Consider the following 15,277-nt stretch of genomic DNA (forward strand, 5'->3'; position numbering starts at 1 on the left):
CCGGGGAACCGACGCGGCCGTGAACTCCAGCTACGCCGTCCCCGCCGTCGCCCTCGTCGTCCTCGCGACGATCCTCGTCGGCGCCTTCGGCCTGCGCATATCCCGCACCACCTCGGACTTCTACGTCGCCTCCCGCACCGTCGGACCCCGCCTCAACGCGGCCGCCATCAGCGGCGAGTACCTCTCCGCCGCCTCCTTCCTCGGCATCGCCGGCCTCCTCCTCGTCCAGGGCCCCGACATGCTCTGGTACCCGGTCGGCTACACCGCCGGATACCTGGTCCTGCTGCTGTTCGTCGCCGCCCCGCTGCGCCGCTCGGGCGCCTACACCCTGCCGGACTTCGCCGAGGCCCGGCTGTCCTCGCAGGCCGTACGCCGGCTCGCGGGCGCCTTCGTCGTCGGTACCGGCTGGCTGTATCTCCTGCCCCAACTCCAGGGCGCCGGACTGACGTTGACCGTACTGACCGGCGCCCCCGACTCGCTCGGCGGACTGATCGTCGCCGTCGTCGTGGTCGCCATCGTCGCCGCGGGCGGCATGCGCAGCATCACCTTCGTGCAGGCCTTCCAGTACTGGCTCAAACTCACCGCGCTGCTGGTCCCCGCCCTCTTCCTGATCCTCGCCTGGCAGGGTGACGGCGCCCCCCGGCACGCCTTCGACGAACCGGCGACCTTCCGGGAACAGAGCGTCGTCCGCGTCGACGACAGCATCGGACTCAAGCTCGACCGGCCGCTCTCGGTCACCGTGAACGGCACCGTCGACGGCCGCGCCCACGACGACGACAAGCTGCGACTCCCCGCCGGCACCCACCACATCGAGGCCGGCACCCGCCTCACCTTCGCCAAGGGCGCCGAGGTCCCCGAACGCCACCGCGGCGCGGGCGGCGGCCTGTCCCCCTCACAGGCCGAGAGCCGCGGCGAACGCCCGCTGTACGCCACGTACGGACTGATCCTCGCCACCTTCCTCGGCACCATGGGCCTGCCGCACGTCGTCGTGCGCTTCTACACCAGCCCGCACGGCGTCGCCGCCCGCCGCACCACCGTCGCCGTGCTCGGCCTGATCGGCGCCTTCTATCTGCTGCCCCCGGTCTACGGGGCCCTCGGCCGTATCTACGCCCCCGAACTCACCCTCACCGGCGACGCGGACGCCGCCGCGCTCCTCCTGCCCGACCGCATGATCGGCGGCCTCGGCGGCGACCTGCTCGGCGCGCTCGTCGCGGGCGGTGCCTTCGCCGCGTTCCTGTCCACGGCGTCCGGACTGACCATGGCCGTCGCCGGCGTGCTCACCCAGGACGTGCTCCCGACGCGCGGCGTACGGCACTTCCGGCTCGGCACCGTGCTCGCCATGGCCGTACCGCTCGCCGCGAGCGCCCTGGTCGGCGGGCTTCCGGTGGCCGACGCGGTGGGCCTCGCCTTCGCGGTGTCGGCGTCCTCGTTCTGCCCGCTGCTCGTGCTCGGGATCTGGTGGCGCCGGCTCACCGCGCCCGGCGCAGCCGCCGGGATGCTGGTGGGCGGCGGCTCCGCGCTGCTCGCCGTCGCCGCGACCATGGCGGGCTTCCCCGGCTCCGGAGCGCTGCACGCGCTGCTCGCCTGGCCCGCGCTCTGGTCGGTGCCGCTGGGCTTCCTCACCATGGTGCTGGTGTCCCTGGCCACCCCGGGCCGGGTGCCGCCCGGGACGGCGGCGATCCTGGCGCGGTTCCATCTGCCGGAGGAACTGCGGGCGGAGGCGAAGGCATGAGCGGATTCATCGCGGGCCTGTGCGTGGCGATCCTCCCGCTGCTCGCCGCGGGCTTCTGGCTGGGCCGGCGCACCGCCCGCCCCGAGAACCTCGGCGGCCTCGGCACCCCCGTCGAGCACGCCACCTTCGAGACCCTGCACACCGCCTCCCTCGCCGCGCCCCCGCTGCGCGCCGGACTCACCGAGGAGACCGCCCGCAAGTCGGCCCGCAGACTCCGCTCACTGCTCGGCACCGACGCGCTGTGCCTCACGGACCAGAAGGACGTCCTGGTCTGGGACGGGGTCGGCGGTCATCACCGTACGGAGATCATGGAACTCCTCGCCGGCCCGCTGGAATCCGGCCGCGGCGAGGCGTTCCCGCTCAGCTGCGACACCCCCGACTGCCCGGTGCGCTGGGCGATGGTCGCCCCGCTCACCGTCGACGACCGGGTGCACGGCGCCCTCGTCGCCTGCGCGCCCCGCGAGTCGGCGGTGCTCGTGCGCGCGGCGGGCGAAGTCGCACGCTGGGTCTCCGTCCAGCTGGAGCTGGCCGACCTCGACCAGTCCCGCACCCGCCTGATCGAGGCCGAGATCAAGGCACTGCGGGCGCAGATCTCCCCGCACTTCATCTTCAACTCGCTCGCCGTCATCGCCAGCTTCGTGCGCACCGACCCCGAGCGCGCCCGCGAACTGCTCCTGGAGTTCGCCGACTTCACCCGCTACTCGTTCCGCAGGCACGGCGACTTCACCACCCTCGCCGACGAACTCCACGCCATTGACCACTACTTGGCACTGGTGCGGGCACGCTTCGGCGACCGCCTGTCCGTCACCCTCCAGATCGCCCCGGAGGTACTGCCGGTCGCCCTGCCCTTCCTCTGCCTCCAGCCGCTCGTGGAGAACGCCGTCAAGCACGGCCTGGAGGGCGCGGCCGACAAGTGCCGCATCCAGATCACCGCACAGGACGCCGGCGCCGAGGCCCTCGTGGTGATCGAGGACGACGGCGCCGGAATGGACCCCGTCCTGCTGCGCCGCATCCTCGCGGGCGAGGTCAGCCCGTCGGGCGGCATCGGGCTGTCGAACGTCGACGACCGGCTGCGGCAGGTGTACGGCGACGACTACGGCCTCGTCATCGAGACCGCCCTGGGCGCGGGCATGAAAGTGACCGCCCGGCTGCCGAAGTACCAGCCGGGCGTGCACTCGGCCGGGCGACTCACCCGGGAGTGAGACTCACGTGGGCCGGCTGACCACCATCCCCAGCGTGATCAGACCCAGCACCACCCACCCGAACCACAGCCAGCCATTGCTCCCGAGCGCCACCGTGTAGGCGGTCACCACGACGAGTCCGCCGACGGTGAGCACCCCCATCGCCTTCGTAGAACCATCCGTAGAACCGGGCATCGCAACACCCTCCTAGGGTTCGTCCCCCTCCATGGTGCCCCCGTTCTGCCTCCGGACGGTGCAGACGACGAAATGAGTGCCCGTCTTCCAGGACCCCTCACTGGTCCAGGAGCCCGCCGTGTACACGGAAGGATCGAATCCGTAGTCGCGTGGCGGCACCGCCCGGGCGCACGCCGTGTCCGACTCCGTGCGCGCCTCGCTCAACGTGATGTCGGCGCCCATCCGGGTGAACCCGAGCACCTGCTCGTCGTGCGGCCCCGCGCAGGACACCAGCCGGGCGTCCCGGTGCGAGCGCACGTCCAGACAGTCCCGGCGCTGCATGGTCGCCGTGTCCGCGAAGGCCGCTCCCGGCTCGCGGTGCTCGCCCAGCGGCCCGTACACCGGCCCGTGCGCGCCCAGCACCAGACACGCGGTACGCCGCCCCGCCGCCTCGAACCCCGCCTCGCTCGGCACCACGGCGAGGCTGCGGACGTCCGCCAGCCCCTCCCGGAGCGCTTCCGTCCGCTCCTCGCACGCCGTCGGCCCCTCCCGGCGGGCCTCGGCGGCGGACTCGGCCGGCGCGAACGCCATCACCTGACCGTCGGGCGCGTTCTCCCCGCACCCGCGATCCAGGCTCAGCCGGGGCGTGCCCTGGAAGGCGGCCCCGCCGGGCCAGTCGGCGAGCACACAGTCACCGCTCCTCAGCGGTGCGCCGAGTCCGACGGCGTCACCGTACGGCCGCTGCGTCCCGCCGGTCTCGGACTGCCGGGACGTGGCGTACCAGACGCCGGTCCCGGCGACCGCCAGCCCGAGCAGACCGGCGAGGACCGCGTGCGCTATGCGGGGACGGGTCCGGCGTGGCTCACCGGGTCCGAAGGCCTGAAAGCCACCGGGCGGGTCCGGCGGCCGAGCGCCGGGCTGTCCGAGCACGGGGTCCCGGCCCAGCGCCCCGGCCGGATGTCCGGAGGGGGGCCTGAAGCCCCGTGCGCCGCCCGGCCGCTCGGACACGGGCAGGGATCCGAACCCGCTCGCGTCGGGCCGGGGCGCCGGCGGCGGCGATCCACCCCAGTGCGGCTGTGACCCGAGGTCGGTCTGCGTCCGCGCGTAGGAGCCGGCCTCCGGAACGACGATCCGCGACAGCGCGGCCTCCGCCTGCGCGGCCGGCATCCGGTGCGCCGGATCCTTCTCCAGCAGCGCCCTCAGCACGGGCTCCAGTGCCCCGGCCCGCTCGGCCGTCCGGGGCTCCTCCATGACCACCGCGGTGAGTTCCGCCAGCTGCGACTCGCGGTCGAAGGGACCCCGGCCCTCGACGGCGTAGTACAGCGTGCAGCCCAGCGAGAAGAGATCGGTGGCCGGCGTGGGGGCCCCGCCCGTGACCCGCTCCGGTGCCAGATAGCCCGCCGTGCCCACCAGCACCGACGCCAGCGTGTACCGCGTCTCCCCGGCGTCCGGCTGTACCGAGATGCCGTAGTCGGTGAGCAGCACCCGCCCGTACGGCGCCCCGCTGCGGTCCGGTGCCAGCAGGATGTTCGCGGGCTTCACGTCCCGGTGCAGGACGCCCCGCCGGTGCCCGGCGGTGAGCGCGTCGAGCACGGCGAGCCCGATCCGGGCGCACTCGGCGGGTGCCGGCGGCCCCTGGTGGTCGACCAGGTCGCGCAGGTTCACGGCGCCTGCCACGTACTCCATGACGATCCACGGCAGCCCGTCGTGCTCCAGCACGTCGTGCACGGTCACCACATGCGGATGCCCCCGCAGGCCCGCCGCGTGCCGGGCCTCCGCACGGGCTCGGGCCACCCGCGCCTCGCGCTCCTTGGCCTCGGCCGCCGGGTCCCGGAACGCGATCTCCTTCAGCGCGACCTCGCAGGCGAGTCTGCGGTCGTGGGCGAGCCAGACATGGCCCATACCGCCGCTGCCGAGCCGGTTCAGCAGCTGATAGCGGCCGGCGATGACCCGGCCGACTCCCGACGTCGGTGATTCTGAGTGCATCCGGTGACTCCCGGGTTCGACGGGTGCGCTGGGTGCGTGGTCGTCAGGCCGAGGTGCTCGCGGTGGGTCCGTCGGTGAACGGTCCGCCGGTGGCCGGTTCGGTCGTGGCGGGGGCGGTGGTCACGGGCGGCGGCGCGCTGCTGGTGACCGGGGGGCTGGACGGGGGCGAGCCGGTGGTCCTCGGCGGGGCGCCGGTCACGGTCGGGGGTGGTGCGCCGGAGGTCGCGGGGTCCTTGGTCGACGGGGGCGGGGCCGAGGACGGCGGGGCCGAGGAGGGCGGCGCGGAGGACGGTGGGGCCGAGGACGCGGGCGCGCTGGTGGGGCCGGGGCTGCCGGGAGCCGAGCTGCCCGGAGCCGAGCTGCCGGGCCCGGACGACGCCGTCGACGGTGGCGAGGCGGACGGGTCCCGAGGCGGCCGGGAGCTCTCCGAGGCCGGGGGAGTGGACGTCGTACCGTCGGACGACCCGCTGGAGCCCGAGCTCCCCCCGGCCACGCTCAACGTCACGTACGCGCCGAACCGCAACTCGGTCCCGGCCGGCGGATCCGACGCCGTCACCCGGGCGTCGTCGGGCGGCAGCCCACCACCGGCGAAGCCGACCGCGAGCCCCTGGCCGGCCAGCCGCCGGCTCGCCTGCCCGAACGTCGTCCCGGCGACCTCGGGCACCGCCCGCCGCTCTCGGGTGTCGAACGCGGTGTCGTCCTCGCCCGTGGTCCCGACGGGCCGGTCGATGCCCCGCTGGGGTTCGTCGACATCGACCAGCGCCAGCCGCTCCACTTTCCGCGTCGCGGGCCGCACGGCCACCACGGACGACTTCTCGTATCCCTTCCATTCCTCGTTGCGGTCGTCGAACTCGACCTTTATCCGAGTCGTGTCACCCTCGAACGGCCGCAGCGGATTTCCGCACGAGCACTTCACGGCGGGAAGGCCCTCCGTATCGACGAGAATCGCGATTCCCGCCTGAAGCAACGCGTTGAAGGGGACGGCCTCTCCCTTTTTGTAGTCGTGATTGCGCACGAGAGTGTCGTGGCGCAGGAGAACAGGGGTGAGGCGGTCGACGTACCCCGGAATCCGATCCGTGGTGAGGGAGAGCGCGGCTGCCCACGCCTGTGCCTTGCGGTCATTGGCGGGGTCGGTGAGAAATTCCTTCAGCCGATCGACATCGCAGATCGTCGGCTCCTTGGAACCCCCGTACAGCCCCGGGGTGTCGCCCTGCTGGAGACCACCGTGCGCCGTCCGTGCCCTGACCCGCGCGTCCCGCCCGAGCCCCTGGTTCTCGTCGAAGAAGGGCGCCAGGGACGGGACTCCCGCGGCCACGGCCTTCACCACGAACAAGGGTGCGTCCCGGTCGCACGCACCGAGCGCCAGAACGAGGACCAACAGGACGGCGATCCTCCGAATCACCGCTTTTTTGGACCTGCGTATGAATCCGGACCTGTGTACGAAAACATGAAGCGTCATTACCGCTCCCCCCGGCGGTTCCCCCGACGCGCTTCATGCTACTGAAAGGCGAAGCCTTTCGGTTTCCTCAGTTTCCGCGTGCGTTCAATGAGGCCAAATAGGCGTTGTACGCCTCGAGTTCCTTGTCGCCGTCGCGGTCGGCGGCCCGGTCCTTGCGCTTGGCCTGCCGCTGCTCCGAGCCGTACCACTGGAACAGCAGCGCGATCAGCACGAGTACGGACGGGACCTCGCTGAACGCCCAGGCGATACCGCCGGCCGCGTTCTGGTCGGAGAGCGCGTCGATACCGAGCGAGGCGGGCGGGTTCTTGAACGTCTCGACCATCGGCGACGACGCCATCATCAACGCGATACCGAAGAACGCGTGGAACGGCATACCGGCGAACAGCTCCAGCATCCGCATCAGATACCCCGGCCGGTGCGGACCGGGATCCATGCCGATGATGGGCCAGAAGAACACCACGCCCACGGCGAGGAAGTGCACCATCATCGCGATGTGCCCCGTCTTGGAGCCCATCAGGAAGTCGAAGAGCGGTGTGAAGTACAGCGCGTAGAGGCTGGCGATGAACAGCGGGATCGTGAACGCGGGATGCGTGATGAACCGCATGTACCAGCTGTGCAGCAGGGCCAGCAGCAGCTCCCGCGGCCCCTTCCGCCCCCGCGCCGCGGGCGGCAGCGCTCGCAGCGCCAGCGTGACGGGCGCGCCGAGCAGGATGAGGATCGGTGTCAGCATGCTGATCACCATGTGCTGCACCATGTGCACGCTGAACATGACCATTCCGTAGTCGTTCAGGCCGGTGCACATGACGAGCATCACGGACAGCACACCGAAGACGTACGAGACGGTCCGCCCCACCGGCCACTTGTCCCCACGCCGCTGAAGGCGCACGACGCCCCACGCGTAGAGCGCGAGCCCGACGAGACAGGCCACGAGGAAGAACGGGTCCGCGGACCACACGAGCCCCCGCCCCAGCGTGAACGGCGGCAGATCCATCATCATGCCGTGCCCGCTGTGATCCATCCGGCGGCTCCTGTTTCGTGGGGGTTGTGCGCTGTCTGTCCCCCACAGACTAGAACCGCCCCCGGCCGAGTCATCGACCGGGGGCGGCTACGTACAGGCGCCTACAGCACGCACTCGGCCTCTGCGTAACGGTCCTCGGGAACCGTCTTCAGCGTCTCCACGGCCTCGGCCAACGGCACCATCACGATGTCCGTCCCCCGGAGCGCGGTCATCTGCCCGAACTCCCCGCGGTGCACGGCCTCCACCGCGTGCCACCCGAACCGCGTCGCCAGCACCCGGTCGTACGCCGTGGGCGTCCCGCCCCGCTGCACATGTCCGAGGATCACCGGCCGCGCTTCCTTGCCGAGCCGCTCCTCCAGCTCGATCGACAGCTGACGGGCGATCCCGGCGAACCGCTCGTGCCCGTAGATGTCCTTGCCGCCCTCGTCGAAGGCCATGGTCCCGGGCCGCGGCTTGGCACCCTCCGCCGCGACGACGATCGCGAAGCGCTTCCCCGCCTCGAACCGCTCACCGACGACCCGGGTCAACTCCTCGATGTCGAAGGGCCGTTCCGGTACGACGACGGCGTGTGCGCCGGCCGCCATGCCGGAGTGCAGCGCGATCCAGCCGGTGTGCCGGCCCATGACCTCGACGACCAGGACCCGCTGGTGCGACTCGGCGGTGGTCTTGAGACGGTCCAGCGCCTCCGTCGCCACGGTCACCGCCGTGTCGAAGCCGAAGGTGACGTCGGTGACCGCGATGTCGTTGTCGATGGTCTTCGGCACACCCACCACGGGCAGACCGCTGTCCGACATCAGCCGGGCCGCCTTGAGCGTGCCCTCGCCGCCGATCGGGATGATCGCGTCGAGGCCGAGCTCCTCGACATGGCCCTTGGCCCGCTCCACCCCGTCCCGCAGATGCGAGGGCTGGACCCGGGAGGAACCGAGGATCGTGCCGCCGCGGGCGAGGATGCCGCCCACCGCGTCGAGGTCGAGCTTGAGGTAGTCGCACTCCAGGAGGCCCTTCCAGCCGTCCCGGAAGCCGATGACCTCGTCGCCGTGGTCGACGACGGCGCGGTGCACGACGGACCGGATGACGGCGTTCAGGCCGGGGCAGTCGCCGCCGGACGTGAGGACACCAATGCGCATAGCCCGAAAAACCTTCGCAACGTGGGCCGGGACCGGACCACGCTGTCCGGCGGGAATCCCCGCCACCCTAGCGGCATCGGGCAGCGGGGCCGAACCATGCGTCCGCCTGCTGGACGAGCCCGCTCACCTGTGCGGACGTACCGTCAGACGGGCTGTCGAGCGACCGTTCTCAGGCGGGCTGCTGGGCGGCCGCGATGCGCTCGCCCCGCAGCGCGTCGTACCAGCGGTCGTCGGTCGGTGGCAGCGCGTTGACGTCGAGCGCCAGCTTCAGCAGCAGATCGGCGATCAGCGGGTTGCGGGCCAGCACCGGGCCGTGCATGTACGTACCGAACACGGTGTCGTTGTACGCGCCCTCCGTACCGTCCCCCGTGCCGTTGCCGTTGCCGAGGCGGACCTGGGCGAAGGGGCGGGCGGTCGGGCCGAGGTGGGTGACGCCCTGGTGGTTCTCGAAGCCGGTCAGCGGGGGCAGGCCCAGGCGGGCGTCGATGTCGCCGAGCACGTCACCGACGCACCGCTCGCCCTCGCCGCGCACGGACACCACGTCGATCAGCCCGAGGCCGGGCTCGCGCTGCCCGAGGTCGTTGATGAACTCGTGGCCGAGGATCTGGTAGCCGGCGCAGACGGAGAAGACGATGGCGCCGTTCTCGACGGCCCGGGTCAGACCGCCGTCCCGGCGCAGCCGCTCGGCCGCCAGCCGCTGCGGCCGGTCCTCGCCGCCGCCGATGAGGTAGATGTCGCCGGAGGTCGGGATCGGCTGGTCGCTGCGCACGTCCAGGCGGGCCACGTCGAGTCCGCGCTGGCGGGCCCGGCGCTCCACGACGAGCACGTTGCCCTGGTCGCCGTAGGTGCTGAGCAGGTCCGGGTAGATCCAGACGACCCGCAGTTGGTTGTCGCTCACTTAAGTCCCCTGAAGTCTCGTGCTCAGTTGCCGACCCGGCGGCGCAGGTCCTGGAACGCGGTGTAGTTGGCGATGACCTCGATCCGGCCCGGCGGGCACAGCTGCACGGCCTGGTCGAGGTTCTCGCAGACCTGGAACTGCTGGTTCGCGACCTCCAGCCGCACCGCGAGGTCGAGCTTGCGGTCACCGATGACACAGATCGGGTGCCCGGACAGCCGCGTGTAGTCGACGTCCCACAGCCAGGAGGTGTCGGTGCCGTCGGCGCCGCGCGCGTTCACCGAGAGGATCACCGGGGTCGGCGGCGGGTCGATGAGGGAGAACGTCTCCAGCCAGCCGGCCGGGTTCTTGGCCAGCAGCAGCCGCAGGTCCCGCCCCTCGAACTGGACGACGTCATAGCGCCCGGCGACGGCCTGCACCTGGTACATGCGCTCCAGGGCGACCTGCGGCGGCACCCCGAACACGGCGGCGACGGCGGCCGAGGAGGTGGCGTTGGCCTTGTTGGCGCGCCCCGGGAGCTGGAGGTGGATCGGCCAGGCCGAGCCGTGCGGGTCCAGGACGTGGTCGCCGGACAGCGCCCAGCTCGGCGTCGGACGGCGGAAGCCGCACTCACCGCAGAACCAGTCGTCGCCCGGACGCTGCATCACACCGCCGCAGGACGGGCAGGACCAGGCGTCGTCCTTCCACATCTGCCCGGCGGCGACCCAGATCACGTTGGGGGAGGAGGACGCGGCCCACACGACCAGCGGGTCGTCGGCGTTGGCGACGACCACGGCCTTCGAACCGGTGAGCCCCTCGCGCCAGTTCTCGGCGAGCATCCGGGTCTCGGCGGCCCGGTCCAGCTGGTCACGGGAGAGGTTGAGCAGCGCGATGCACTTCGGGTCCGTGTCCCGGGCGACCCCGGCGAGGTACTTCTCGTCGACCTCGATGACGGCGTACCGCGCCTCCGAGCCGCCGGCCAGCGCCGAGGTGATGCCCGCGGGCATGTTGGCGCCCAGGGCGTTGGAGACGACCGGTCCGGCGGCCCGCAGGGCCTCCGCGATGAGCCGGGTCGTGGTGGTCTTGCCGTTGGTCGCCGAGACGAGGACCACGTCCAGGTTCTGCGCCAGCCGGGCCAGGAGGTCGGGGTCGAGTTTGAGCGCCACCCGGCCGCCGATCACCGAACCGCTGCCGCGCCCCGCGGCGCGCGATGCCGCCGCGACCGCCTTGCCCGCGGTCACGGCGATCTTGGCCCGCGGCGAGAGCGGGTCCGAGTTGCCTGCCATCAGTCCTCGATCCTCCTTGCGTACGCGCCGCGCCTGAAGCCCTACGGCAACGTGGTGGTGGTCAGCCTATCGAGATCCATTCGCACTCCCGAATCGCCGTACCCTTGCCGCCATGCGCAACGGCTCCATTCCGGGCACGCACGGACGTGTTCGGCCACTCACCCTGCACGGCGACCCCGTGCTGCACGCGCCGTGCAAGGAGGTCACCGACTTCGGCCCGGAACTGGCGACGCTCGTGGACGACTTGTTCGCGACGATGTACGCCGCGCAGGGCGTGGGCCTCGCCGCCAACCAGGTGGGGGAGTCGCTCCGGGTGTTCGTGTACGACTGCCCCGACGACGAGGACGTACGACACGTCGGCCATGTGGTGAACCCCCGGCTGGTGGAGGCCGACGGTGTGGTGATCCGGGGGCCGGAGGGGTGTCTGTCGCTGCCGGGTCTGGAGGCGGGGACGGAGCGGTACGACCACACGGTGGTCGAGGGGTTCACGGTGACCGGGGAGCCGGTGACGATCCATGGCACGGGGTTCTTCGCGCGCTGCCTTCAGCATGAGTGCGACCACTTGGCGGGCCGGGTGTACGCGGACCGGGTGACCGGCTGGCGCCACCGCCGCCTCATGCGCCAGGTGGCCCGCGCCTCCTGGCACCGCTGACCGCACACGACGGTCAGAAGCCCGGACTGCCCACCTTGTCCCCGGCGGCGGCCAACCGCCCCCACAGCAGGTCGGCCAGACTCCGCACCAACTCCGCCCGCGAACACGGCCGTTCCCCCAGCCACCAGTCCCCGGCCGCGTGCATCATGCCGACTATCCCGTGCCCCCACACCCGGGCCAGCTGCTGACTTCCCGGCCCGAGATCCAACCGCTCCTCGATGACGGTCGCCAGCTCCTCGCCCATCGTGCGGAGCAGCGGCATCGAGTGCTTGCCGACGTCGAACCCCTGATCCGCCGTCTGGCCCCCCTCGGTGGGATGCATCAGAAACCGATACACCTGGGGCCGGGCCTCGATCGCCGCGAGGTAGGTGTCCAGCGTGGACTCGACCCGCTCACGCCGGTCCGCGGGAGCGTCCAGCGCGGCCCGCAACGAGTCCAGCAGCGCATCCGTGTGCCGCTTGGCCAACGCCGCGTAAAGTCCGCCCTTGTCGCCGAAGTGCCGGTACAGAATCGGCTTGGTGATACCCGCCTCCGCGGCGATGGCGTTCATCGAGGCCTGCGGGCCGTCGCGCAGCACCACCCGGTCGGCGGCCTCCAGCAGCTCGCGCCGACGGCGGTCGGCGGATCGTTGCTGATCGGTCCGCTGCGTGGTGTCCATTCTTTCTCCCCACCCGTGCTCGATCGATGACGCCTGCGCAAAGTAACACTCAACATGCTCCCTCCATCGAATGGGCTGTCGATGGGTCATCGGGAGTTGACTTTACCTACCGACCGGTAACAAACTAAGGTTACCGCTAGTAACACGCACGTACGCCGCTGGAGGGGACATGGCCGAGTTCACCATGGAGCTCAACGACGAACAGAAGGAGGTCCGCGACTGGCTCCACGGTTTCGCCGCCGATGTGATCCGGCCCGCGGCCGCTGAATGGGACGAGCGTGAGGAGACTCCCTGGCCGGTCATCCAGGAGGCCGCGAAGGTCGGCATCTACTCACTCGACTTCTACGCCCAGCAGTACTTCGACCAGACCGGCCTCGGCATCCCGATGGCGATGGAGGAGCTGTTCTGGGGTGACGCCGGTATCGCCCTGTCGATCGTCGGCACCGGCCTCGCCGCCGTCGGCGTCCTGGCCAACGGTACCGAGGAGCAGATCGGCACCTGGGTGCCCCAGATGTACGGCGACGCCAACGACGTCAAGCTCGCCGCGTTCTGCTCCTCCGAGCCGGACGCCGGGTCCGACGTGGCCTCGATGCGTACGCGTGCCGTGTACGACGAGGCCAAGGACGAGTGGGTGATCAACGGCACGAAGACCTGGGCGACCAACGGCGGCATCGCCAACGTCCACGTGGTCGTCGCCGTCGTGGACGCGGACCTCGGCTCCAAGGGCCACGCGTCCTTCATCATCCCGCCGAACACGCCGGGCCTGTCCCAGGGCCAGAAGTTCAAGAAGCACGGCATCCGCGCCTCGCACACCGCCGAGGTCATCCTGGACAACGTGCGCGTCCCGGGCTCCTGTCTGCTGGGCGGCAAGGAGAAGCTGGACCAGCGGCTGGCGCGGGCCCGTGAGCGGGCCAAGGCGGGTGGCGAGCGGGTGAAGAACGCGGCGATGGCCACGTTCGAGGCCTCGCGGCCGGCCGTCGGTGCGATGGCCGTCGGCACCGCCCGTGCCGCGTACGAGGTCGCCCTCGACTACGCCATGACGCGTGAGCAGTTCGGACGCCCGATCATCGACAACCAGGGCGTGGCCTTCCAGCTGGCCGAGATGCGCACGCAGATCGACGCGGCGCGGCTGTTGGTGTGGCGTGCCTCCTGGATGGCGGTGAACGGCAAGCCGTTCACGGCGGCCGAGGGGTCGATGTCGAAGCTGTTCGCCAGCGAGACGGCGAAGAAGGTCACCGCTCAGGCCATACAGATCCTCGGCGGCAACGGCTACACGCGGGAGTACCCCGTGGAGCGCATGCACCGGGACAGCGCGATCTACACGATCTTCGAGGGGACGAGCGAGATCCAGCGCCTGGTGATCGCCCGGACGCTGTCGGGGATGTCGATCCGGTAGGCGCGGCGACCGCTCGGGGTGCGGGGAGCTGTGCGACCCGCACCCGCTACGGCGTGGTCCCGCTGCTGTGCGCGATGCACGCCACGTCGATGCGATCCGCGAGCTTCGCCAGCTCGATGGTCAACGCGGCCACCGTGTCCTCGTCGAGCCCGTCCTCCCCGGCCTCGACCAGGTGCAGCCACCGACCGCCCACCGTACGCAGCAGCTTGCTCACGTCGGAGGCGGCCACCTGGAGGGTCCCGCGGTCGTCGACGATCAGCGGCAGAGTAACTTCGCGGTTCACACTCGGGATCGTAACCGCGGAGCGCTCACGCGCCCTGCCAAACCGTAGTGATGTTGCAGAACTCGCGGATTCCGTGCCCCGACAGCTCACGGCCGAATCCGGAACGCTTCACTCCGCCGAACGGGAACGCCGGATGCGACGCGGTCATCCCGTTGACGTACACACTCCCGGCCTCCAGATCCCGTACGAAGCGGTCGACCTCGGCCTCGTCCCGCGTCCACACATTCGAACTCAGTCCGAACGGTGAGTCGTTGGCGATCAGCACCGCCTCGTCCAGGTCGTCCGCCCGGTACAGCGTGGCGACCGGGCCGAACGCCTCCTCCCGGTGGATCCGCATCTCACGGGTGATGCCGGCCAGCACGGTGGGCGGGTAGTACCAGCCGGGCAGTTCGGGCCGGCGCAGCTCATGGCCGCCGCACAGCACCGTCGCCCCGCTGCGCTCGGCGTCCTCGACCAGCTCCTCCAGGTCTGCCCGGCCCTGCTCGCTCGACAGCGGGCCGACCTCCGTCTCGTCCCGCATCGGGTCGCCCACGACCAGCGCCTTCATGCCCTCGACGAACCGTTCGGCGAAGGCGTCGTAGACGTCGGTGTGCACGATGAACCGCTTCGCGGCGATACAGGACTGCCCGTTGTTCTGCACCCGCGCGGTCACCGCGATCTTCGCCGCCCGGTCGATGTCGGCCGACGGCATGACGACATACGGGTCGCTGCCGCCCAGCTCCAGCACCGTCTTCTTGATCATCTCTCCGGCGGTGGAGGCGACCGCCCGGCCCGCGGGCTCGCTGCCGGTCAGCGTCGCCGCCTTGACCCGGTCGTCGCGCAGGATCTCGTCGACCTGGCCGGAGCCGATCAGCAGGGTCTGGAAGCAGCCCTCGGTGTAGCCCGCCCGGTGGAACAGGTCTTCCAGGTACAGGGCGGTCTGGGGGACGTTCGACGCGTGCTTGAGGAGACCGACGTTGCCCGCCATCAGCGCCGGGGCCGCGAAACGGATCACCTGCCAGAGCGGGAAATTCCACGGCATCACCGCGAGGACCGGTCCGAGGGGGCGATAGCGCACCCGCACCCGCGAGGCGCCCGAGTCCTTCACATCGGAGTCGGCCGGCTCCTCGTCGGCGAGCAGTTCCTCGGCGCGCTCGGCGTACCAGCGCATCGCCTTGGCGCACTTGGCGGCCTCGGCGCGGGCCTGCTTGATCGGCTTGCCCATCTCGGTGGTCATCACCCGGGCGATGTCCTCGGTGTCCGCGTCCAGGAGATCCGCGGCCCGGAGCATCAGGCGTGAGCGGTCGGCGAAACTCGTCGTCCGGTACGTGCGGAACGTGGCCTCGGCGAGCTGGAGCCTGCGCTCGATCTCCTCGGCGCCCATGGCCTCGTACGTCTTGAGCGTCTCGCCGTTCGCCGGGTTCACCGTCGCGATGGGCATGACCGACCTCCTGGGAGCGGACTGTTGTTTC

At 71.2% G+C, this 15,277-nt stretch carries 14 protein-coding genes; 4 read left to right on the forward strand and 10 right to left on the reverse strand.

Translation table 11 applies throughout. The annotated features are described in order from the left end of the window. The first annotated feature begins 19 nt into the window (after positions 1–19). Both ACIQWG_RS01065 and ACIQWG_RS01070 read left to right on the forward strand, forming a co-directional pair. Positions 20–1,732 (forward strand): cation acetate symporter, encoded by a 1,713-nt coding sequence (locus ACIQWG_RS01065; RefSeq protein WP_404088886.1) that lies wholly within the window; start codon positions 20–22, stop codon positions 1,730–1,732. Next, on the forward strand, positions 1,729–2,934 hold the full coding sequence (locus tag ACIQWG_RS01070) for a sensor histidine kinase (RefSeq protein ID WP_404088887.1): 1,206 nt from the start codon (positions 1,729–1,731) through the stop codon (positions 2,932–2,934). Before ACIQWG_RS01065 ends, ACIQWG_RS01070 begins: the two co-directional genes overlap by 4 nt. Positions 2,935–2,937: 3 nt before the next feature. On the opposite strand, the gene ACIQWG_RS01075 is transcribed toward ACIQWG_RS01070, so the two are convergent. The 7 genes from ACIQWG_RS01075 to ACIQWG_RS01105 form a co-directional block, all read right to left on the reverse strand. Then, the gene (locus ACIQWG_RS01075) at positions 2,938–3,108 is read right to left on the reverse strand and encodes a hypothetical protein (protein WP_190072240.1); all 171 of its coding nucleotides are present in this window, start codon (positions 3,106–3,108) and stop codon (positions 2,938–2,940) included. A 12-nt stretch (positions 3,109–3,120) separates the two neighbouring features. Next, entirely contained in the window at positions 3,121–5,073 is a 1,953-nt protein-coding gene (locus ACIQWG_RS01080; protein ID WP_404088889.1) for a protein kinase, read from the reverse strand. Between the two features lie 43 nt (positions 5,074–5,116). Continuing rightward, a complete protein-coding gene (locus ACIQWG_RS01085) occupies positions 5,117–6,451 on the reverse strand; it encodes a DUF6777 domain-containing protein (protein ID WP_404088891.1) in 1,335 nt (444 codons plus the stop codon). Between the two features lie 148 nt (positions 6,452–6,599). Next, entirely contained in the window at positions 6,600–7,550 is a 951-nt protein-coding gene (locus ACIQWG_RS01090; RefSeq protein ID WP_404088893.1) for a cytochrome c oxidase assembly protein, read from the reverse strand. Between the two features lie 101 nt (positions 7,551–7,651). Beyond that, positions 7,652–8,677: a 6-phosphofructokinase gene (locus ACIQWG_RS01095; RefSeq protein WP_404088894.1), complete on the reverse strand. Its 1,026-nt coding sequence runs from the start codon at positions 8,675–8,677 to the stop codon at positions 7,652–7,654. Between the two features lie 169 nt (positions 8,678–8,846). Continuing rightward, on the reverse strand, positions 8,847–9,575 hold the full coding sequence (locus ACIQWG_RS01100) for a type 1 glutamine amidotransferase (protein WP_404088896.1): 729 nt from the start codon (positions 9,573–9,575) through the stop codon (positions 8,847–8,849). 23 nt (positions 9,576–9,598) lie between these two features. Next, the gene (locus tag ACIQWG_RS01105) at positions 9,599–10,837 is read right to left on the reverse strand and encodes a MurT ligase domain-containing protein (RefSeq protein ID WP_404088898.1); all 1,239 of its coding nucleotides are present in this window, start codon (positions 10,835–10,837) and stop codon (positions 9,599–9,601) included. 112 nt (positions 10,838–10,949) lie between these two features. Between ACIQWG_RS01105 and def the strand changes: the two genes are divergently transcribed. After that, the gene (def, locus tag ACIQWG_RS01110; RefSeq protein WP_404088900.1) at positions 10,950–11,489 is read left to right on the forward strand and encodes a peptide deformylase; all 540 of its coding nucleotides are present in this window, start codon (positions 10,950–10,952) and stop codon (positions 11,487–11,489) included. Between the two features lie 13 nt (positions 11,490–11,502). Here def and ACIQWG_RS01115 read toward each other — a convergent pair whose 3' ends face one another. After that, positions 11,503–12,147, reverse strand: a complete 645-nt coding sequence (locus tag ACIQWG_RS01115; protein WP_404088902.1) for a TetR family transcriptional regulator — start codon at positions 12,145–12,147, stop codon at positions 11,503–11,505. Positions 12,148–12,316: 169 nt separating this feature from the next. Here ACIQWG_RS01115 and ACIQWG_RS01120 point away from each other — a divergent pair, with 169 nt between their 5' ends. Beyond that, complete coding sequence (locus ACIQWG_RS01120; RefSeq protein WP_404088904.1) at positions 12,317–13,543, forward strand: acyl-CoA dehydrogenase family protein; 1,227 nt, start codon at positions 12,317–12,319, stop codon at positions 13,541–13,543. A 46-nt stretch (positions 13,544–13,589) separates the two neighbouring features. Here the strand turns inward: ACIQWG_RS01120 and ACIQWG_RS01125 are convergent, their stop codons facing one another. Both ACIQWG_RS01125 and ACIQWG_RS01130 read right to left on the reverse strand, forming a co-directional pair. Continuing rightward, positions 13,590–13,826: a DUF6213 family protein gene (locus ACIQWG_RS01125; protein WP_404088906.1), complete on the reverse strand. Its 237-nt coding sequence runs from the start codon at positions 13,824–13,826 to the stop codon at positions 13,590–13,592. Positions 13,827–13,851: 25 nt separating this feature from the next. Beyond that, positions 13,852–15,246 carry an NADP-dependent succinic semialdehyde dehydrogenase gene (locus ACIQWG_RS01130; protein WP_404088908.1) on the reverse strand — a complete coding sequence of 465 codons (1,395 nt, stop codon included), beginning with the start codon at positions 15,244–15,246 and terminating at the stop codon, positions 13,852–13,854. Positions 15,247–15,277 lie beyond the last annotated feature (31 nt).

The sequence above is a fragment of the Streptomyces sp. NPDC098781 genome (assembly GCF_044759995.1).
Lineage (GTDB): Bacteria > Actinomycetota > Actinomycetes > Streptomycetales > Streptomycetaceae > Streptomyces.